The sequence below is a fragment of the Ruegeria sp. P10 genome, from assembly GCF_056534925.1.
Map to the genome: position 1 here is coordinate 343371 of NZ_JBQERJ010000001.1, position 19122 is coordinate 362492.

The 19122-nt window shown below is 58.7% G+C and carries 18 protein-coding genes; 9 read left to right on the forward strand and 9 right to left on the reverse strand.

Annotation, left to right across the window (positions count from 1 at the left end; all coding sequences use genetic code 11):
• The first annotated feature begins 6 nt into the window (after window positions 1-6).
• Together ACR0FB_RS01720 and ACR0FB_RS01725 are read left to right on the forward strand one after the other, a co-directional pair.
• Window positions 7-585, forward strand: a complete 579-nt coding sequence (locus ACR0FB_RS01720; protein WP_152458071.1) for a YqaA family protein — start codon at window positions 7-9, stop codon at window positions 583-585.
• Window positions 582-1052, forward strand: a complete 471-nt coding sequence (locus tag ACR0FB_RS01725) for a disulfide bond formation protein B (RefSeq protein WP_171723218.1) — start codon at window positions 582-584, stop codon at window positions 1050-1052. Before ACR0FB_RS01720 ends, ACR0FB_RS01725 begins: the two co-directional genes overlap by 4 nt.
• Here ACR0FB_RS01725 and ACR0FB_RS01730 read toward each other — a convergent pair.
• Window positions 1049-1636, reverse strand: a complete 588-nt coding sequence (locus ACR0FB_RS01730; RefSeq protein ID WP_152458073.1) for an HNH endonuclease — start codon at window positions 1634-1636, stop codon at window positions 1049-1051. The two genes, ACR0FB_RS01725 and ACR0FB_RS01730, sit on opposite strands and share 4 nt — an antisense overlap.
• Window positions 1637-1849: 213 nt before the next feature.
• Between ACR0FB_RS01730 and ACR0FB_RS01735 the strand changes: the two genes are divergently transcribed.
• Window positions 1850-2455 carry an rRNA large subunit pseudouridine synthase E gene (locus ACR0FB_RS01735; protein ID WP_171632272.1) on the forward strand — a complete coding sequence of 202 codons (606 nt, stop codon included), beginning with the start codon at window positions 1850-1852 and terminating at the stop codon, window positions 2453-2455.
• A 32-nt stretch (window positions 2456-2487) separates the two neighbouring features.
• Window positions 2488-2913, forward strand: a complete 426-nt coding sequence (locus ACR0FB_RS01740; RefSeq protein WP_171632270.1) for a VOC family protein — start codon at window positions 2488-2490, stop codon at window positions 2911-2913.
• Between the two features lie 45 nt (window positions 2914-2958).
• On the opposite strand, the gene ACR0FB_RS01745 is transcribed toward ACR0FB_RS01740, so the two are convergent.
• Window positions 2959-3624 carry an alpha/beta hydrolase gene (locus tag ACR0FB_RS01745; RefSeq protein ID WP_152458076.1) on the reverse strand — a complete coding sequence of 222 codons (666 nt, stop codon included), beginning with the start codon at window positions 3622-3624 and terminating at the stop codon, window positions 2959-2961.
• Window positions 3621-4253 (reverse strand): DNA-3-methyladenine glycosylase family protein, encoded by a 633-nt coding sequence (locus tag ACR0FB_RS01750; RefSeq protein ID WP_480619453.1) that lies wholly within the window; start codon window positions 4251-4253, stop codon window positions 3621-3623. Before ACR0FB_RS01750 ends, ACR0FB_RS01745 begins: the two co-directional genes overlap by 4 nt.
• Before the next feature lie 97 nt (window positions 4254-4350).
• Here ACR0FB_RS01750 and ACR0FB_RS01755 point away from each other — a divergent pair, with 97 nt between their 5' ends.
• The gene (locus ACR0FB_RS01755; RefSeq protein WP_171632265.1) at window positions 4351-5577 is read left to right on the forward strand and encodes an MFS transporter; all 1227 of its coding nucleotides are present in this window, start codon (window positions 4351-4353) and stop codon (window positions 5575-5577) included.
• Here ACR0FB_RS01755 and ACR0FB_RS01760 read toward each other — a convergent pair whose 3' ends face one another.
• Genes ACR0FB_RS01760 through cysS form a run of 3 tightly spaced genes read right to left on the reverse strand, consistent with a single transcriptional unit; the run spans window position 5578 to window position 9388 of the window.
• Window positions 5578-6360, reverse strand: coding sequence for a squalene/phytoene synthase family protein (locus tag ACR0FB_RS01760; RefSeq protein ID WP_480619454.1), 783 nt, complete (start codon window positions 6358-6360; stop codon window positions 5578-5580). It abuts the gene before it with no gap.
• Window positions 6357-7991, reverse strand: a complete 1635-nt coding sequence (gene cimA / locus ACR0FB_RS01765) for a citramalate synthase (RefSeq protein ID WP_480619456.1) — start codon at window positions 7989-7991, stop codon at window positions 6357-6359. Before cimA ends, ACR0FB_RS01760 begins: the two co-directional genes overlap by 4 nt.
• On the reverse strand, window positions 7991-9388 hold the full coding sequence (cysS, locus tag ACR0FB_RS01770; protein WP_480619458.1) for a cysteine--tRNA ligase: 1398 nt from the start codon (window positions 9386-9388) through the stop codon (window positions 7991-7993). Before cysS ends, cimA begins: the two co-directional genes overlap by 1 nt.
• A gap of 218 nt (window positions 9389-9606) precedes the next feature.
• On the opposite strand from cysS, the gene ACR0FB_RS01775 reads away from it, so the two are divergent.
• Together ACR0FB_RS01775 and ACR0FB_RS01780 are read left to right on the forward strand one after the other, a co-directional pair.
• Window positions 9607-9951 (forward strand): MmcQ/YjbR family DNA-binding protein, encoded by a 345-nt coding sequence (locus ACR0FB_RS01775; RefSeq protein WP_480619460.1) that lies wholly within the window; start codon window positions 9607-9609, stop codon window positions 9949-9951.
• 56 nt (window positions 9952-10007) lie between these two features.
• A complete protein-coding gene (locus ACR0FB_RS01780; RefSeq protein ID WP_480619462.1) occupies window positions 10008-11195 on the forward strand; it encodes a pyridoxal phosphate-dependent aminotransferase in 1188 nt (395 codons plus the stop codon).
• An 8-nt stretch (window positions 11196-11203) separates the two neighbouring features.
• Here the strand turns inward: ACR0FB_RS01780 and ACR0FB_RS01785 are convergent, their stop codons facing one another.
• Window positions 11204-11734, reverse strand: a complete 531-nt coding sequence (locus tag ACR0FB_RS01785) for an outer membrane protein (protein ID WP_245217972.1) — start codon at window positions 11732-11734, stop codon at window positions 11204-11206.
• A 401-nt stretch (window positions 11735-12135) separates the two neighbouring features.
• Between ACR0FB_RS01785 and ACR0FB_RS01790 the strand changes: the two genes are divergently transcribed.
• Window positions 12136-13680: a trimethylamine methyltransferase family protein gene (locus tag ACR0FB_RS01790; RefSeq protein ID WP_209833026.1), complete on the forward strand. Its 1545-nt coding sequence runs from the start codon at window positions 12136-12138 to the stop codon at window positions 13678-13680.
• A gap of 45 nt (window positions 13681-13725) precedes the next feature.
• On the opposite strand, the gene ACR0FB_RS01795 is transcribed toward ACR0FB_RS01790, so the two are convergent.
• On the reverse strand, window positions 13726-13971 hold the full coding sequence (locus tag ACR0FB_RS01795) for an EF-hand domain-containing protein (protein WP_117868858.1): 246 nt from the start codon (window positions 13969-13971) through the stop codon (window positions 13726-13728).
• Window positions 13972-14513: 542 nt separating this feature from the next.
• The gene (locus ACR0FB_RS01800) at window positions 14514-18134 is read right to left on the reverse strand and encodes a vitamin B12-dependent ribonucleotide reductase (RefSeq protein WP_480619464.1); all 3621 of its coding nucleotides are present in this window, start codon (window positions 18132-18134) and stop codon (window positions 14514-14516) included.
• A gap of 542 nt (window positions 18135-18676) precedes the next feature.
• On the opposite strand from ACR0FB_RS01800, the gene ACR0FB_RS01805 reads away from it, so the two are divergent.
• Window positions 18677-19111, forward strand: coding sequence for a hypothetical protein (locus ACR0FB_RS01805; RefSeq protein ID WP_209833022.1), 435 nt, complete (start codon window positions 18677-18679; stop codon window positions 19109-19111).
• Window positions 19112-19122 lie beyond the last annotated feature (11 nt).

The window sequence follows — 19122 nt, forward strand, 5'->3', positions numbered from 1 at the left end:
TGCTTTATGTTACGATCGCTTTATGACTGGACCATTCGTCTGGCCGAACACCCTCACGCGCTGTGGGCGCTGGCCATCGTGGCTTTCATCGAAAGTTCGTTCTTCCCGATTCCCCCAGATGTGCTGATGATTCCGATGATTCTGGCCCGCCCGTCCCGGGCATGGCTGATCGCAACCGTGGCACTGGTGGCATCGGTTCTGGGGGGCATGCTGGGCTATGCGATTGGTGCGTTTTTCTATGAAAGCATCGGGCAGCCCATTCTGGAATCCATGGGGAAAGCCCATGCCATGGAAGAATTCAATACCCGGTTCAACGACTTCGGGTTCTGGGCCGTTCTGGCCGCTGGTGTGACCCCCTTCCCCTACAAGGTCATCACCATTATGTCCGGCTGGACCGGCATGCCGCTTGGAACCTTTATCGCGACCTCGATTCTGGCCCGCGCGTTGAGGTTCTTTCTGGTGGCAGGCCTGCTCTGGGGATTCGGTGAGCCGATCCGCGACTTCATCGAAAAGCGCCTGGGGCTAATGTTCACTTTGTTCATCATCCTCCTGTTTGGCGGATTCCTGGTGGTGAAATACTTATGACGAGACGTTCGCAACTTGTCGCAGTGGCAAGTCTTGGATCACTGGCGCTTCTTCTGGCCGCTTTTGGCTTTCAGCATCTCGGCGGGCTTGCGCCGTGCAAGATGTGCATCTGGCAGCGCTATCCTCATGCGGTGGCAATCGCGATTGGCGCCGTGGCGCTGGCATTGCCAAGGCTGACCTTTCTTCCCTTGCTGGGCGCCGCGGCGGCCGCGACGACTTCGGCGGTGGGCGTATTTCACGCCGGCGTTGAACAAGGCTGGTGGGAAGGCCCAAGCAGCTGCACATCCGGCAGCATCAGCGGTCTGTCCGCTGACGATCTGTTCGATCAAATCATGTCCGCGCCTTTGGTGCGATGCGATGATATCCCCTGGGAGATGTTCGGTATCTCGATGGCTGGCTGGAACGCCATTGCTTCTGCCATGCTGGTGCTGATCTGGCTGGCCGCATGGAAATCCCGCGCGGCTTAGAACTCGTCCAGCTCTGCATCCCAGTACAGGAAATCGATCCAGCTTTCATGCAGGTGGTTCGGTGGGAATTTCCGTCCGATATTGCGCAACGCTTCGGCATCGGGCTGACGTGGCGGCTTGCGCAAGGTCATCCGAGCCTGGCGCAGCGACTTTGACCCCTTGCGCAGATTGCACGGGCTGCACGCGGCCACCACGTTCTGCCAACTGGTCACACCACCGGCGGCCCGAGGCACCACATGATCGAAGGTCAGGTTGTCCCGGCTGCCACAGTACTGGCAGCGGAATTCATCCCGCAAAAATAAATTAAAGCGCGTGAAGGCCACGCGCTTTCTGGGTTTTACATAGTCTTTCAAAACAACGACCGAGGGTATTCGGATCTCGGTGCTCGGGCTGCGGACGACCTCGTCATATTCAGCCACGATATCGACCCGATCCAGCCAGGCCGCCTTGATCGCTTCTTGCCAGGGCCACAGTGACAGCGGGTAATAGGACAAGGGGCGATAATCGGCGTTCAAAACCAGGGCCGGGTGTTGTTTGAGCGCACCCGGCTCCCTTACAAATTCGGTTCTGAAGTCTCCGTCCATCACAGAATCGCTCCTCGCTCTCAGCTGCCCGTTTGTGACACCAGAGCGGGGAGCACCCGCCCCGGTCTTTTTATAACTATATATCGTGTTAAAACTCTGACAAGCCCTGATTTTCCACAATATGTCGCAGACGGGGTAACGCGAATCCGTAACAGGCACGTGACAGTTATCCACAGCTTGCACCGGGGGTGACCTTCAGGCTATGCGCAGGTCATGTCCTGGTTCATTCGCTTCAACAAACCTTATGATGTTCTGCCGCAGTTCACGGACCGCGCCAATACGGACGGCCCACGCAGCACGCTGTCCGATTTCATCGATCTTCCCGGCGTCTATCCGGCGGGCAGGCTGGACCGTGACAGCGAAGGTTTGATGCTGCTGACAGATCATGGAAAGTTGCAATCCCAGATCTCTGACCCAAAGCACAAGATGGCCAAAACCTATTGGGTTCAAGTTGAAGGCACCCCCGACGAGGCGGCCCTGAAAACGCTCCGCAACGGGGTCGAATTGAAGGATGGTCTGACCCGCCCTGCCAAGGCCCGCCAGATCGACGAGCCCGAAATGCTTTGGCCGCGCACCCCGCCGATCCGTGAACGCAAGACGGTACCGGACAGCTGGCTTGAACTGACCATACGTGAGGGCAAAAATCGACAGGTGCGTCGGATGACTGCTGCCGTGGGCCTGCCGACGCTGCGCCTGATCCGGTACCGCATCGGAGACTGGACCCTGGATGATCTTGAGCCCGGGCACTGGGACAGTCTGCCAATGCCGACACTGAGCGCGGCCCCCCAACGCAAGCGCGACCGTCGCCCGCGCCGGTGACAGACCCTGCCCCGATCTGCTAAACTGGGGTCATGAAGAAAACGCCTGACATCCCGGCCCCTTCGGCCATTCTGGAAGCCGCGCTCTATGTTGATGATCTGGACGCGGCAGAACAGTTTTACGGCGAAGTTCTTGGGCTCGAACGCATCCAACGCGTCGCTGACCGCCATGTTTTCTATCGCATCGGCGGATCGGTCCTGCTGATTTTCAATCCCGACCAGACCGAACAACCGCCGCTCGACCCCGGCATGCCGGTTCCGCCCCACGGCGCGCGCGGCCCCGGACATGTGTGTCTTGTGCTGTCACGAGAGGAAATCGCAGTGATGCGCAAACACCTTCTGGATTGGAATATTCCAGTAGATGCCGAGTTTGACTGGCCCGGCGGCGTGCGATCCCTGTATGTGCGCGACCCGGCCGGAAACTCGGTCGAGTTCGCCGAAGCGCATCTTTGGACTTGATCCGGTGCGGAACGCATGGGCGCTCCGCAGATCAGATTCTAAACACTAAAGGCTCAGCTTGTCGCGCATGAAAGCCAGCGCAACGCTCAGCCCATCCGGGGCGATACCGTGCCCGGTGCCTTTCATGACATGGGCATAGACCTCTTTGAAACCCGCAGCTTGCAAGGCTTCGGCCGCTTCCGGCAGGGATTGAGGCGGAACAACGTCGTCAGCGTCGCCATGCACCAGCAAGACAGGCATCCGGCTGACGGTTTCATCCACCAGCAAATCGGGTTCCAGCAAACGGCCTGAAAAGGCTACGATCCCGGCCACGGGATCTTCCCGCCGCGGCGCAACGTGCAAGCTCATCATGGTGCCCTGGCTGAAGCCAAACAACACAACCTGTTCGGGCAGAACATCTTCGTCCACCATCAGCGCGTCCAGAAAGGCGTTGAAGTCCTCGACAGCCATTTCCATGCCCCGGCGGGCTTCTTCTTCGGAAGATCCATCGATCCACGGAATCGGAAACCACTGATACCCGTTGGGCATTCCGGGGATCTGCTCGGGCGCGTCGGGGGCCACGAACAACGTGTCAGGCAGGTGTTCACCCAGCGGATCGGCCAATCCCAGCAGATCGGCACCGTTTGCGCCATAGCCATGCACGAACACCACGACCGAGCGCGTGTCGCCCGAAACAGGCTCTTTCCGGAGCGCATTCAAAACCCGTGTCATCTGATCCCTTCTCTTTGTTTTGCAACCCGGTAATAGGCCCACAGCACCCGTGCCGCAACCGAACGCCAGGGCGACCAGGCCTCGGCCATTTTGCGCAATTCCTTGTCCGTTGGACGTTCAGGCAAGTCATAGAGGATGCGCGCCGCCTCTTGCAGGGCGAGATCACCGGGTGCGATGACATCTGCGCGACCCAGTGAGAACATCGCATAGATTTCGGCTGTCCAGACACCGATACCCGGAACTTGCGTCAAAGTAGCGACGACATCTGCGTCAGTTGCATCGCGCAGTGCCTTATAGTCGATACGTGCCTCGGCCAGAGCGCGTGCATAACGGATCTTCTGTCGGCTCAACCCAACTGCCCGCAGATCGTCATCCGTTGCCCACAGGATCTTGCGCGGACCGGTCAAGCGGGCATCCTGAAGCCGTTTCCAGATCGCATTGGCCGAAGCCACGCTGACTTGCTGACTGACGATTGCACTCAATAATTGCGCAAACCCATCGGGGCGGCGGCGCAGCGGCAAGGGGCCGGTCTGATCCATCGCATACGCCATCCGCGGACAGGTTTGGGTCAGCCATTCGGCCCCTTCCGCCACACAGTCCGATGTTTCGATGATGCGGCCTGCGGGCATGCGGCCTCCCTGCTCTGTTATTTCGGGCAGGTTAGGCGCATGTGACGCAGATGCAACCCGCTTGTGCCGCAAACACTTAGCCGATAACCATTCGCCCATGACCATGATTTCAACCCTTCCGGACGACCGGCAGGCCAAACGCAATGTGGCCGTGCTGGTGGCTGCCCAAGCCATCCTGGGTGCGCAGATGCCGATGATGTTCATCGTTGGCGGGCTTGCAGGTCAATCGCTGGCCTCGAACCCTTGCCTGGCGACGCTGCCGATATCCCTGATCGTTCTGGGATCGATGCTGGCAGCCACGCCGATCTCGGCCATCATGCAAAAATGGGGCCGTCGCGTGGGGTTCCTTGTCGGGGCAACCGCCGGTGCACTGGGCGGGCTGATCGGGGCCTATGGCCTGTTTCTGGGCTCGTTCCCCATTTTTCTTGTCGGCAGCCTGCTGACCGGCATCTACATGAGCGCACACGGGTTCTATCGCTTTGCGGCAGCAGACACCGCGTCAAACGACTACCGCCCAAAAGCGATTTCATACGTGATGGCCGGTGGGCTGGCGGCCGCCATCATCGGGCCTCAGATCGTGAAACTTACGTCTGAAGCTTACGTCATCCCTTTTTTGGGAACATATATGGCCGTAATCGGGATCAACGTTCTGGGCTCGGCGCTGTTCTTCTTTCTCGACATTCCGACGCCTGCGAAACCTGCGGCCGATGAACCCAAGGGGCGGTCACGGATCGAGTTGTTGAAAACACCCCGCATCGCCGTCGCGATCATCTGTGCCATGGTGTCTTATGCGTTGATGAATCTGGTGATGACCTCGACGCCGCTTGCCGTTGTCGGATGTGGATTTTCCGCCAATGACGCAGCGGATATCGTGACCAGTCACGTGCTGGCAATGTATGTCCCCAGCTTCTTCACCGGGCACCTGATTGCCCGGTTTGGCGTTGAGAAGATCGTCGCTCTGGGTTTGGCCATACTTGCTGCATCAGGGGTGGTTGCGCTGCAAGGCGTTGAATTGGGTAACTTTTTTGTCGCTCTTGTTCTTCTGGGCATTGGTTGGAATTTCGGATTCATCGGCGCGACCACGATGCTGGCCGCGTCGCATGAACCGCATGAACGCGGGCGGATGCAGGGCCTCAACGACCTGCTGGTGTTTGGCGGTGTGACATTGGCATCGCTGGCCTCGGGCGGGTTGATGAACTGCTCGGGCGGATCCGCGATCGAGGGGTGGAACGCCGTCAACCTTGCCATGATCCCCTTGCTGACACTGGCAGGTGGCGCATTGCTGTGGCTGGTTTTGCGCCCGGCCGACCCCGAAAGGGTCTGATCACCAGCGCCCGCTGCCGACGGTCCACATCAGGGACAGTCGCTGACGCATTTCGCCTGGTTCCAGCGCTCCAGCCGCCACCCGCTTGGGTTGGGCGATGGCCTGCTTAAGCACCCGTTCCGCCAACCAACCTGCATACAGCGCGGGACGCGCCTCAGGTGCGATGTCGGCCCGGTTTGATCGCGCCTTGCGCAATCGGTCCAAAGCGGATTGGGCCAGTTGCTGAACGCCACCCGTCGACCCATTAAGCAAAGGTACGCGACCCCGCTTTTCCAGTTCGGGAATGGCGCGGAACCAATTTGCCACACCGACTCCGTACCCGAAATCGCGCAACACGCTTTCATCCGCCGCACCCAGCGCCTGCGCCGAGGCGACGAAAAGAGATCCGGAACTGTGGTTGATATAGGCGTCAAAATGTTCCTGATCCTCGAACGGATCCCGGTATATATCCCAACGTCTTACGGCAACAAATTCATCCAGAACGCCTGCCAGATGCGACGACAGGACCCGCGACAAAGGCGTCACCACCTCGTGCCGCCGCACCGCGGCCCCTTCTGCAATCTCCTGCAACGCGTCGCGCCACCATTGCAGCCGCATTTCGGCAATCATGGCCTCTTGCGTCACCCATGGCGCGCGGGCGACTTCGACATTCAACGCATAGATCGGAAACAAAACCACGCGGGCCGCGACCGGAGCAGCCATCGTCGCGCGGAACCGATCAGGATCCGCACGCTGTACCAGCGCGGCGCAGGCTTTGACATCATCGTCGAAGGTCCCGCTCACTCGGCCGCTGCCTTTTGCGGATCGCAATCACGGACCAGTTTCCACTGGATCGCATCCAGCAGCGCCTCAAAGGACGCATCAACTATGTTCGCACTAACACCCACCGTCGACCAACGCCGCCCCTGACCGTCTTCGCTGTCGATGATGACGCGGGTCACCGCTTCGGTCCCGCCCTGGGTGATACGGACCTTGAAATCGACAAGGCGCATGTCTGACAAAACCTGCGAGTATTGTCCCAAATCCTTCGCCAGCGCCTTGGCCAGCGCGTTCACAGGCCCCCTGTCGTTTCCGGAGTCGTCCATGGACTCGCTGACCGACAGTTTCTTTTCACCGTCCACTTTGACCACGACGACAGCCTCGGACAGGCTGACCATCTTGTTGTATTTGTTCTTCCGACGCTCAACAGTGACCTTGTAGCGTTTGACCTCGAAGAACTCAGGCAGTTGCCCCAGTTCATCCCGCGCCAACAGTTCGAAACTGGCCTGCGCGGTGTCGTAGGAATACCCAACCGCTTCACGATCCTTGATCCGCTCAAGGATGCGGCCCAATGCGGGATCACCGGCTTTGACGCTCAGCCCCGCCTCGGTCAGGCGTTTGCGCAGGTTCGACTGACCCGCCTGGTTCGACATCGGAATGATACGTTCATTGCCTATGCTCGCAGGGTCCACATGTTCGTAAGTCGACGGGTCCTTCAGGATCGCGCTGGCGTGCAACCCCGCCTTATGCGCAAAAGCCGACGCGCCCACATACGCCGCCTGCTTGCTGGGAACGCGGTTCAGGACATCGTCCAACATGCGGCTGATGCGGGTCAGCCTGGCCAGCGCATCAAGGCTGACGCCGGTTTCGAACTGCGAGGCGTAGGGTTCTTTCAGCAGCAATGTCGGGATCAGCGCCGTCAGGTTTGCGTTGCCGCAGCGTTCCCCCAGACCATTCAGCGTTCCCTGAATTTGCCGCGCACCTGCTTCGACCGCCGCCAGAGAACAGGCCACTGCGTTCTCGGTATCGTTATGGGTGTGAATACCCAACCGTTCACCCGGCAGGCCGGCCGCGATCACTTCGGACACGATCCGCCCGACCTCGGACGGCAACCCGCCGCCGTTGGTGTCACACAGCACAACCCATCGCGCGCCCGCCTCCAGCGCGGCCCGGCAAACTTGTGTCGCGTATTCAGGGTTGTCCTTGTACCCGTCAAAGAAATGTTCGGCATCGAACAACGCCTCGCGCCCTTGCGCCACGATATGCGCGACCGAAGCACGAACGTTTTCCGTGTTCTCTTCAAGCGAAATGCCAAGCGCATGGGTCACGTGATAATCATGTGACTTGCCAACCAGACAAACGGCCTGCGTACCCGCATTCATCACCGCAGCCAGCACATCGTCATTCTCGGCCGAGCGCCCTGCCCGCTTGGTCATGCCAAAGGCCGTCAACCGGGCCGCGGTCTTTGGCGCCGCCTCGAAAAACGCGCTGTCGGTGGGGTTGGCACCGGGCCAACCGCCTTCGATGTAATCCACCCCCAATGCGTCCAGCGCCTGTGCGATCTGCACTTTTTCAGCGGTTGAAAACTGCACGCCCTGCGTCTGCTGCCCGTCACGCAGGGTCGTGTCGTAGAGGTAGAGGCGTTCTTTGGTCATCAGACCTCCTCCAGCTTGGCAGCATCAAAACCGGCGCCCGGCACCAGTTCAACACCTTCCTTGCTCATTCGCACCTCAAGCCCCGCCGCAACATACGCCGCCTTGAGGCGATCGACCTCCGAGAAATCCTTGTTTTCCATTGCAGATACGCGCGCCTTTGCCAAGCGATCTGCATGGGCCGACAGATCGACCTGCGGCGTCTGAGCCCACGACGGGACATCGTTGCCCAACAATCCCAAAAATTGCAGCGAATGCCGCAACCCCACGACATCGTCAGCGATGGATAACTGGTGGAGTTCGGCGATGGCACCGGCTGTGTTCAGGTCATCGGCCAAAAAGTTAACGACTTGAGGATGCGGCTCGCCATAACCAACCCCTTGCGCGGCCTGCGCGTAGAATTTGCGCAAGGTTCGCTCCGCTTCACGGGCCTTTTTTTCAGTCCAATCCATCGGCTTGCGGTAATGCGTCTGCAAAAAGACAAACCGGATCACTTCACCCGGCACGCCTTGCTCCAACAGATCGTGCACTGTGAAGAAATTGCCCAGAGATTTGGACATTTTCTTACCTTCGACCTGCAGCATCTCATTGTGCAACCAGTATCGAGCGAACTCACCTTCCGGGTGCGCGCAGCAGCTCTGGGCAATCTCATTCTCGTGGTGCGGGAACATCAGGTCGTTGCCGCCACCATGGATATCAAAACTCTCACCCAGCAACTCATAGCTCATGGCCGAGCATTCGATGTGCCAGCCCGGACGTCCCCGCCCCCATGGGCTGTCCCAGCCCGGCAGTTCATCGGTCGAGGGTTTCCACAGAACGAAATCCATCGGGTTCTTCTTGTAGGGCGCCACCTCGACCCGCGCGCCGGCGATCATGTCATCCACCGAGCGCCCCGATAGCTTGCCATAGCTTTCTTTCCAGCTATCCACCGCAAACAGAACATGACCTTCGGCGGCATAGGCATGGCCCTTGGCGATCAGGTCTTCGATCATCGCAATCATCTGTGCGATGAACTGGGTCGCACGCGGCATCTCGTTCGGCTCCAACGTGCCCAAAGCGCCCATATCATGCAGGTACCAGCCGATGGTTTCATCCGACCGTTGCTGCACCAATTGCTCCAGCGTGCCTTCCGCGCCCGCCTGTTTGCGGGCCAGCGCGGTGGCGTTGATCTTGTCGTCCACGTCGGTGAAATTGCGCACATAGGTCACGTGCTCTGCGCCATAGACGTGGCGCAACAGACGATAAAGAACGTCGAACACGACCACCGGGCGGGCATTGCCCAGATGGGCGCGGTCATAGACCGTCGGACCACAGACATACATCCGCACGTTGTCAGGGTCGATCGGTACGAAATCTTCCTTCGTCCGCGTCCGCGTGTTGTGCAGCTTGATCGTCGTCATCGGTCGGGCTCCTAGAAAACAGCAAAGGCTTGCGCGTTGGCGCGGGCTTAGCAACTTGTCTCAGGGATGAAAACGAAAGAAACCGGCCCGCTTGATAAATCAGCAGGTAATGCAGCAGATAATGATGCAGGTCACCGGGTTCATGCCCCTCGGTTAGCACGGGATTCCCGCCAAGCCAAGCGTTGAGTTTGATCACCCGGTCCGGCAGAGTGCCCGTCATGGACCGAGACGTCATCAATTCCATCTGCAAGGAATTTCCCGGTGCAGAACTGTCAGACCCATGGGGCGGCGGTCATGACGCGTGGAAAGTTGGCGGCAAGATGTTTGCCTGTATCGGAATTGCAAATGACGGTGTTTCCGTCAAAACGCCCGACGTGGAAACGGCTCAGATGCTGATTGATGCCGGTATCGCGGTGAAAGCCCCCTATTTTCACCGCAGCTGGGTCCGCCTGCCGTTTGATGCCGAGACCGAGGAGCTGCGCCATCGTTTGACGGCCTCCTATGACCTCGTGCGCCCATCGCTGACAAAAAAGCTTCAGGCAACGCTGGCGCCGCGAAGCTGATTGACAAACGGCCACTGCTCTGCCCCATTCAGCGCAAAGCAACCAGAGGCGATTTCATGAGATTGTCTGAACGCATCACGCAGATCACCGGCGGCGGCAGCGATGGCTGGGACGTGTTCTATCGCGCCCGCCGGATGTTGAGCGAAGGACAAGCCGTAACCGAATTGACGATCGGTGAACATGACACCCGAACCGACCCTTCGATTCTTCGGGCGATGGAGCTGTCGACCCGCAACGGCCATACAGGTTACGCGATGGTACCCGGCACGGACCTGCTGCGCGACACGGTCGCCGCGCGGGTTCAGACCCGCACTGGCGTTCCGACCTCTCGGAACAATGTTCTGATCACCCCCGGCGGGCAAGCCGCCCTGTTCGCGGCACATATGGCCGTTTGCGATCCCGGTGATGTCGGATTGTATCTCGACCCGTACTACGCCACCTACCCCGGCACGATTCGGGGTGTTGGCGCCGTCGCCCGCGCAGTTCAAACCGCCGCTGACGACGCTTTCCAGCCCCAGGCCGAGCGGATCGATGCCGCTGCTGAAAGCGCGGTTTCGCTGTTGATCAACACGCCGAACAATCCGACCGGCGTGGTCTATTCCCGTCAATCGCTCGAGGCGGTCGCTGACGTGTGCAAGCGACGCGATCTTTGGCTGATCTCGGATGAGGTATACGACACGCAGGTCTGGGACGGTGAACATCTTTCTCCGCGTGCGCTGCCCGACATGGCAGAGCGAACGCTTGTGGTTGGATCCATGTCCAAGTCCCACGCCATGACGGGGTCTCGGTGTGGATGGGTCGTCGGCCCCGAGGAGGTCATCGCCCATCTGATCAATCTGGCGACCCACACCACCTACGGCGTTCCCGGGTTCGTGCAGGACGCGTCGAGTTTTGCGCTGACCGCGGGTGTTGAACTTGAAGAAAAAATCGCCGCTCCGTTCCGCCGCCGCCGATCCTTGGCCATGGATATTCTAGCCTCGCAAAACATCGTCGGCCTCGTCCCCGCGCAGGGCGCCATGTATCTGATGCTGGATATCCGCGCGACCGGGATGTCGGGGGACGCGTTTGCCAACGCGCTGCTGGACGCACACAAGATTGCCGTCATGCCCGGCGAAAGCTTCGGCAAGGCCGCTGCCGGGCACATACGGGTGGCCATGACCGTGGCGGATGAACGTTTTGCGGATGCGCTGAAAACGCTGTGCGAACTCGCGTCGCAACTTGCGAGGAAGCACGCAGCTGAATAAGCCCGTTGTCAGAAACGGAACGTTGTGCGCAGGTTGAAGACGTTGGAATCCAAACCACCGGTGGATCGGGTAACATCATCGAAATCTTGCCGCAACGCCTCGCCACTTATGACAAAATTGTCGCCAATCGGATAAGCGATGCCTATCCCGTAAACAGCGGCGGTATCGCTGTCGACGGATGTTTCGGCCCGTGCCGCGCCAACGACGACATACCCCAGCGCGCTGCCGAAATCGTACCCGCCACGCAGTTTCAATCGGGTCATGCTGTCCAGACTGCCCTGAGACTGGCTGAGGTTCAGGGAAAGGCGGTTGTATTCAAGTTCACCGCCCAGAACGAAAGCCCCGAAATCCCGATCATAGCCTACATGCGCACCAAAGGCGGTGTCGTCCCCGCTTGATCCACCCGGTCCATCCGCATCGCCATACCCAAAGCTGAGCCCAACGTACCCCCCTGTCCAATCCTCTGCCAAAACCGGGCTGGCGTTGGCCGTCAGAGCCACGACAATCAGGACAGAAAAAAGTTCAAAAGTCTGTTTCAACGCGATTTCACTCGGGCTTCAGATCATGTGTTAACTTACAATTCAACTGGGATCGCTTTTGTCAGAGTTCAATTCCTTGCACGCAAAGCTCAAGAGTAAGTGAATGCAGTATAACAGATTTCTGTCCTCGAGGGAGAAAATCTGCCTCAGAATTCCGTCAGAGGTTTGTTGGGCAGATATTTGCTGAAGTAAATTCCGTTGAGGTCGCAAACAGAACAGATTGCGTCGCCGTGTTTTGGAATTGTTGCGCCAAACGTTGAGAGGCGGAATGACTGACCACGACTGGAAAATCAGCCTGATCAGCCGCACCATTGGTGCGGACCGGGGACGTGCAGCGAGAGGACGGCCGTAAGCGGCCATTTGCCAGTTCCCCAAACATCTCTCACAGATCGGAAATAGAAATGAACGACCAATCCCGCAACACATCGCGCAGCGGCGGTCGCGCTGCGCGTCGCGCTGCCCGTGCAACCGCATTGCCTGAACATCTGCGCCCCGTGCGCCCCGGTATGGAAGGCGGTGTCCTGAATGTCCTGACCCAAGCACAGATCGAACGTATCCACGAGGCCGCCCTGACCGCATTGGAAACAATTGGTCTGGCGGACGCGCCGCAAAGCGGGATCGACTATCTGGTTGGTGCAGGCTGCGCATTGGGCGACGATGGCCGCGTCCGCTTTCCCCGTGCGCTTGTCGAAGACACGATCGCAAAGGCGAACCGCAATGTCACTTTGTACAGCCGTGACGGGAAAACCGATCTGGACCTGACAGGTACAAAAGTACATTACGGCACGGCTGGTGCAGCCGTTTCAATGGTCGACGTGCATGGTCGCGAGTATCGCGATTCAACCGTTCAGGATTTGCACGATGCCGCACGTATCTGCCAACAGCTTGACAATATTCACTTTGTTCAGCGCCCCATGGTCTGTCGCGACATCACGGACAACCTGGAAATGGACCTGAACACGATCTACGCCAGCTGTTCAGGAACATTCAAACACGTCGGCACATCCTTCACGGAACCCAGCCACGTCGCCCCTGCGATGGAGATGATCTATATGATCGCGGGCGGCGAAGATAAATATCGCGAGCGACCATTTGTGTCGAACTCGAACTGCTTCGTCGTCCCACCGATGAAATTCGCCACTGAAAGCTGCGAAGTGATGGAGGAATGCATCAAGGCCGGAATGCCGGTTCTGTTGCTGTCAGCCGGAATGGCCGGCGCCACCGCGCCATCAACCATCGCCGGAGCAATCGCCCAGGCCACGGCGGAATGCCTTGCGGGATTGGTTTATGTAAACGCCGTAAGTCCCGGCGCGCCCGCAGTTTTCGGCACCTGGCCCTTTGGTCTTGATCTACGGACCGGCGCAATGTCCATCGGTTCCGGCGAACAAGCCCTGCTGACGGCAGGCTGCGCCCAGATGCACCGTTTCTACGACTTGCCGGGGGGCGCGGCAGCAGGCGCATCAGATTCGAAGCTGCCCGACATGCAGGCCGGGTGGGAACAGATGTGCTCGAACGTGATGGCCGGGCTGTCCGGTCTGAACATGGTATATGAAGCCGCTGGCATGCACGCCTCGCTGCTGGGATTCTGCTTTGAAAGTCTCATCCTCAGCGACGACCTGATCGGTCAGGCGCAGCGCTGTGTGCGCGGGATCGAAGTGACCGATGAAACCCTGGCGTTGGATCAGATCGCATCCGTATGCATGGGCGGCCCCGGTCATTATCTGGGCACCGATGCGACCCTCAGCCGGATGCAGGCCGACTATGTCTATCCGACCTTTGGTGACCGCTCTTCCCCCAAGGAATGGGTGGAGCTTGGCAAGCCGGATCTGGTTGAAAAGGCAGTGGCCCGAAAGAATGAGATCCTGTCCACCCCGTCGGCGGCCCGGTTCGACCCGCTTCTGGATGCTGAGATTCGGGAAAAATTCAACATTCACTTGCCGTTATAGCATCTGAAAAAGCGGCCCGATGAGTGTCGGGCCGCCCTTTCTTGTCTACCCGTTGCTGGGTGGAAGCAAACCTGCCTCTTGTGCAACGGCCACTTCATCAGCATCCAGCGCCCCGTCGCCATTTGCGTCCATCGCCGAAAATGTATCGGCGTCAACGTCGGGCAACACGGCCTGAATTTCTTCGATGGTCAGAACGCCATCGCCATTGGCGTCGGTTGAGGACTGCGCCGAGAGCACTCCCGGCAAGGTCAGTGCAGCAATGGAAATCCCAATCAAGTACTGCGGTTTCATTTTCGTGCCTCCTGGATAAGTTGATTATGTCTTCGTCCGGACAGGCCCCAGAAACACCGGAACAGCCGCAGGCGTCACCCGTTTTACGTGATTTCCGGGAAATCGCGCCAATCTTTGCGTGTTTGCCCGAGTCGGTGTTGCGACACACCGCCGGGCAAAACCTTGCCAGACCCGTTTCGGCAGAACTTGCCCGACAGGCATGGTCCGATCCGGCAAGACCGCGCTTATCCGAGCAACCAGTCGCAAAAAAGAAAGGGGGCCGAAGCCCCCTGTCAGTTTCGCCATCCAGGCTCATTTCGTTGACCGCCCGGTGTTTTTTTTGCCTGCGGCCTGGACGTCGCATGGAACGAGCGCACCCGTTCCGTGAAAGAGTGGGAGGGAGCAAATATTCCGCCCCACCCTGTTTCCGGCCAACACGGGCATGTCGGCCGAGTGGACCAAGGCATCAACGGTAAGTCTCAGTGCCTTGCTCCGTATTCGTCGGGGTCGGTACCTGTGGCAGCCATCCGACCCCTGCACCCCGGGTTGCCGGGGCGCTAAACTCAGCTACACCCGCTTGTCGCGCCACAGGTGTTGCATTTCATGCAGGTGCCGTTGCGCACCAGCGTGTAGTTTCCGCATTCGCCGCAGGGATCGCCCTCGTACCCCTGCATCTTGGCCTTTGTGCGGGCGTCCATTCCGGTGGCCACCGCCGTTTCGGCTGCCGGTGCTTCGAAGGAAGCCGCTGGTTCAGCCATACCGTTCACCTCGACCTGACCCGCGTTGAACACAGCCAGATCTTGCGGCAAGCGCTTGCGCAGATAGCCGGTGGAGCTGATTTGTTTCAGCACTTCCAACGACTTGGACGCGGCTGTATCGCTGATTTCCGATACATTCGAGACACCCTCGTCCTCGCCCCGACCCAAATCGTCAAAGGTTGCGCCTTCGGGTTTCACGTGGGCCAGATCGGTGCGGTCCAGATAGGACACGGCCAGTTCGCGGAAGATGTAATCCAGGATCGACGTTGCGTTCTTGATCGAGTCGTTGCCCTGCACCATCCCCGCGGGTTCGAACTTGGTGAAGGTGAAGGCGTCCACGAATTCTTCCAGCGGCACGCCGTATTGCAGACCGACCGACACGGCGATGGCAAAGTTGTTCATCATCGCACGGAAGCCAGCGCCTTCCTTGTGCATGTCGATGAAAATCTCGCCCAGCTGGCCGTCTTCGAACTCACCGGTGCGCAGATAGACCTTGTGGCCACCAACGATTGCCTTCTGGGTATAGCCCTTGCGGCGATGCGGCAGTTTCTCACGATGGCTGCGGATGACCTCTTTGACCACAACCTTCTCGACCACCTTTTCGGCCAGAACGACAGCCTTTTCCTGCGCCGAGCCGCTCTCCAGCACCTCTGCCGCCTCATCGTCATCCTCGACCAGTGCTGCCGCCAGCGGTTGAGACAGTTTCGAACCGTCACGATAGAGCGCGTTGGCCTTCACACCCAGCGACCAGCTGAGTTCATAGGCTTTCTGGCAATCCTCGATGGTCGCGTCATTCGGCATGTTAATCGTCTTCGAGATCGCACCCGAGATGAAGCTCTGTGCCGCCGCCATCATGGTGATATGGCTTTCAACTCCAAGGAAACGCTTGCCTTTTTTCCCGCACGGGTTGGCGCAGTCGAAGATCGAATAATGCTCTTCCTTCAGATGCGGCGCACCTTCCAGCGTCATGGTTCCGCAGACATGGTCGTTGGCCGCGTCGATATCCGCCCTGGTAAAGCCCAGATGGCGCAGCAGATCGAAGGTCGGATCATTCAGCTTGGTCGCCGGGATGCCCAGAACACCGGTGCAGAAATCCTCGCCCAGTGTCCACTGGTTGAAGACAAACCGGATGTCGAACGCGCTTTCCAGCGCGGCGTCCACCTTGGCCAGTTCATTCGGGCCAAAGCCATGACCGGTCAGCGAGGTGTGGTTGATCCCCGGCGCATTGCCGATGGTGCCGTGACCAACTGCGTAGGATACGATCTCTTCGATCTGCGACGAGGAATAGCCCAGCTTTTCCAGCGCCGATGGCACCGAGCGGTTGATGATCTTGAAATACCCGCCACCGGCCAGCTTCTTGAACTTCACCAGCGCAAAATCAGGCTCGATCCCGGTGGTGTCGCAATCCATCACCAGACCGATGGTGCCGGTGGGCGCGATCACGGTGGCTTGCGCGTTGCGATAACCGTTCTTCTCACCAAGGCTCAGCGCCTCGTCCCAGGCGGACATGGCCAGATCGACCAGGCGCTTGTCCGGGCAGTTGCCGTGATCCAGCGGCACCGGTTTGACGGCCAGTTTCTCGTAGCCTTCCGTCACACCCTGCGCCGCGCGGCGGTGGTTGCGGATGACACGCAGCATATGCTCGGCGTTGCGCTCATAGCCTTTGAACGGGCCAAGCTCTCCGGCAATTTCAGCCGATGTCGCATAGGCCACGCCGGTCATGATCGCGGTCAGCGCACCGCAGATCGCCCGGCCTTCGTCCGAGTCGTAGCTATAGCCCATGTTCATCAGCAGACCGCCGATATTGGCATAACCCAGACCCAGCGTGCGAAAGTCATAGGACAGTTGCGCGATTTCCTTCGACGGGAACTGCGCCATTGTCACCGAGATTTCCAGCGTCAGTGTCCACAGGCGTGAGGCATGCATGTAGTCCGCCGCCTGGAACTCACCATCCTTCAGGAAGGTCAGCAGGTTCATCGAGGCCAGGTTACAGGCCGTGTCATCCAGGAACATGTATTCCGAGCACGGGTTCGAGCCGCGGATCTCACCATCTTCGGGGCATGTGTGCCATTCATTGACGGTATCGTGGAACTGGATGCCCGGATCGGCGCAAGCCCACGCGGCGTGGCCGACCTTTTCCCAAAGATCACGCGCCTTGACGGTGCGGGCAACCTTACCATCGGTGCGGTTGATCAACTCCCAATCGGCGTCTTTTTCAACGGCGGTCAAGAACGCGTTGGTCACACGGATGGAGTTGTTCGAGTTCTGACCCGAAACCGAGCTGTAAGCTTCCGAATCCCAGTCTGTGTCGTAGGTTGGGAACTCGATGCTGTCGTGGCCCTGCTTGGCATAATCCAAGACACGCTTGATGTAAGTTTCCGGGATTGCGACCTTTTTCGCTTCACGAACCGCCTTTTTCAGCGCGTCGTTCTTGTTCGGATCATAGGCGTCATCGGCAGATCCATCCCAAGACCGGATGGCCTCGAAAATGCCGTTCAGCATCTTCTCGTGCATCTTCGATCCGGCAACGATCGAGGCCACCTTCTGTTCTTCAATCACCTTCCATTCGATGAATTGCTCGATGTCCGGGTGATCTGCATCGACGATCACCATCTTTGCTGCCCGACGGGTTGTCCCGCCTGATTTGATCGCGCCAGCGGCGCGGTCGCCGATCTTGAGAAAGCCCATAAGGCCCGAGGATTTGCCACCACCCGACAGTGCCTCGCCTTCGGCCCGCAGATGGCTGAAGTTGGTGCCTGTTCCGCTCCCGTATTTGAACAGGCGCGCCTCGCGCACCCACAGATCCATGATGCCGCCTTCATTCACCAGATCATCATCGACTGACTGGATGAAGCACGCGTGCGGCTGAGGATGCTCATAGGCCGATTTCGACTTGGTCAGCTTGCCGGTCTTGTAATCGACATAGTGGTGCCCCTGCGCCGGGCCATCGATTCCATACGCCCAGTGCAGGCCCGTGTTGAACCACTGCGGCGAATTCGGCGCCGCGCGCTGGGTTGCCAGCATATATCGCATCTCGTCGAAATAGGCGCGCGCGTCTTCCTCGGTCGAGAAATAGCCGCCCTTCCAGCCCCAATAGGCCCAGGCACCGGCCAGACGGTCGAACACTTGCTTGGAGGATGTTTCTCCTTCGAACTCTGCGCCGTCCGCGGGAACCGATCGCCACAGGAATTCAGGAACGTCTTTTTCTTTCACTTTCTTAAGCTTGGTGGGCACCCCCGCCTTGCGGAAGTATTTCTGCGCAATCACATCACTTGCGACCTGCGACCAGCTCGAGGGGACTTCGATGTCATCCAGACGAAAAACGATTGTACCGTCCGGATTTCGGATTTCAGATGTTGCAGACACAAAATTCAGTTCCGCATAGGCGTCCTGATCCGGTTTGGTGAATTTTCTTTCAATCTTCATGTCCGCAGCCCTGGTTAATACAGCTCAATTTCCGATTCCCGACACCAAATCTTGTGTTGCAGGGTGTCGCCCACAACGCCCTGAGACGCGCGCAAAAAGGTACTGTTCGCTGTCTGAAACAGCGCAAAGCCGCAAATGCGACCGCACGTAAAACGATTGTGCTTTTCCGACCCTCGCCCGCTGCCTTTTCCGGATTATACACCAGATATTGTGGCAATCTCGTTGGCCCATACAATTTGACGTATGTTCCCATAGAAGGTCAACGCCCTTTTTCGGTCATTTTCCAAATCTTTTTTGTTGACCTGATGGTTGCGTGAAGCCTTCTGCGTGCAGGTCGCGATTCCTCCACAACTTCATCCACGGCGTATTTCCGCCGATATTTTGAACTCTCAAAATGAATTCCCGTTTTTACCAGCATAGTTATCTGCATTTGATCAACTAACGACATGCTGGTTACGCTGAAACGGAATCAATGCTGTCCGGGCGGACTGTCCCGCGCCATGTGCCGAACGGTCTACCCACGAGCGAGGGAGCTCAAGCGAATGAAGTTGTTTCATTTTATCCCGGCCACAGCCTGCATCGTGGCCTGCGCACCACAGGATGTGCCCATCCCGTCACGCAGCGCACAGTTCGACTCCTTCCCTCAACGACTGTTCGACACGTTTGAAACCAGCTGCTCGGGCCCTGGCGAGTCTTTCAGGAAAACCGGGAATCAAATCTTTGAATGCAGCGAGTTCCTGCCCCCCAAGGCGACAGCTTATCTGATTCTGAACTATGACGGCCATCCGCAGGAGCTGCCGCAAAGCGTCATGCGCCTTACGTCAACAAAAACAAACGCAGGGTATCGCGTGGACGCGCGTGTTTTCTTCCGCGTCCCGCAAAAATCCGGTGCGGCAGTTGAAGTTCCGGTTGAAAGCAAGGTTCTGAACCAAGCCATCAGCGAGCTCTACCAGACAATGGGTGGCTCGCCGAATTAGCTTGATGGAAG

What these genes read in the sequence shown, in the direction of transcription:
- ACR0FB_RS01720 (WP_152458071.1), top strand. Translation starts at nt 7, where the DNA reads ATGTTACGATCGCTTTATGACTGGACCATTCGTCTGGCCGAACACCCT.
- ACR0FB_RS01725 (WP_171723218.1), top strand. Translation starts at nt 582, where the DNA reads ATGACGAGACGTTCGCAACTTGTCGCAGTGGCAAGTCTTGGATCACTG.
- ACR0FB_RS01730 (WP_152458073.1), bottom strand. Translation starts at nt 1,636, where the DNA reads ATGGACGGAGACTTCAGAACCGAATTTGTAAGGGAGCCGGGTGCGCTC.
- ACR0FB_RS01735 (WP_171632272.1), top strand. Translation starts at nt 1,850, where the DNA reads ATGTCCTGGTTCATTCGCTTCAACAAACCTTATGATGTTCTGCCGCAG.
- ACR0FB_RS01740 (WP_171632270.1), top strand. Translation starts at nt 2,488, where the DNA reads ATGAAGAAAACGCCTGACATCCCGGCCCCTTCGGCCATTCTGGAAGCC.
- ACR0FB_RS01745 (WP_152458076.1), bottom strand. Translation starts at nt 3,624, where the DNA reads ATGACACGGGTTTTGAATGCGCTCCGGAAAGAGCCTGTTTCGGGCGAC.
- ACR0FB_RS01750 (WP_480619453.1), bottom strand. Translation starts at nt 4,253, where the DNA reads ATGCCCGCAGGCCGCATCATCGAAACATCGGACTGTGTGGCGGAAGGG.
- ACR0FB_RS01755 (WP_171632265.1), top strand. Translation starts at nt 4,351, where the DNA reads ATGACCATGATTTCAACCCTTCCGGACGACCGGCAGGCCAAACGCAAT.
- cimA (WP_480619456.1), bottom strand. Translation starts at nt 7,991, where the DNA reads ATGACCAAAGAACGCCTCTACCTCTACGACACGACCCTGCGTGACGGG.
- cysS (WP_480619458.1), bottom strand. Translation starts at nt 9,388, where the DNA reads ATGACGACGATCAAGCTGCACAACACGCGGACGCGGACGAAGGAAGAT.
- ACR0FB_RS01775 (WP_480619460.1), top strand. Translation starts at nt 9,607, where the DNA reads ATGGACCGAGACGTCATCAATTCCATCTGCAAGGAATTTCCCGGTGCA.
- ACR0FB_RS01780 (WP_480619462.1), top strand. Translation starts at nt 10,008, where the DNA reads ATGAGATTGTCTGAACGCATCACGCAGATCACCGGCGGCGGCAGCGAT.
- ACR0FB_RS01790 (WP_209833026.1), top strand. Translation starts at nt 12,136, where the DNA reads ATGAACGACCAATCCCGCAACACATCGCGCAGCGGCGGTCGCGCTGCG.
- ACR0FB_RS01795 (WP_117868858.1), bottom strand. Translation starts at nt 13,971, where the DNA reads ATGAAACCGCAGTACTTGATTGGGATTTCCATTGCTGCACTGACCTTG.
- ACR0FB_RS01800 (WP_480619464.1), bottom strand. Translation starts at nt 18,134, where the DNA reads ATGAAGATTGAAAGAAAATTCACCAAACCGGATCAGGACGCCTATGCG.
- ACR0FB_RS01805 (WP_209833022.1), top strand. Translation starts at nt 18,677, where the DNA reads ATGAAGTTGTTTCATTTTATCCCGGCCACAGCCTGCATCGTGGCCTGC.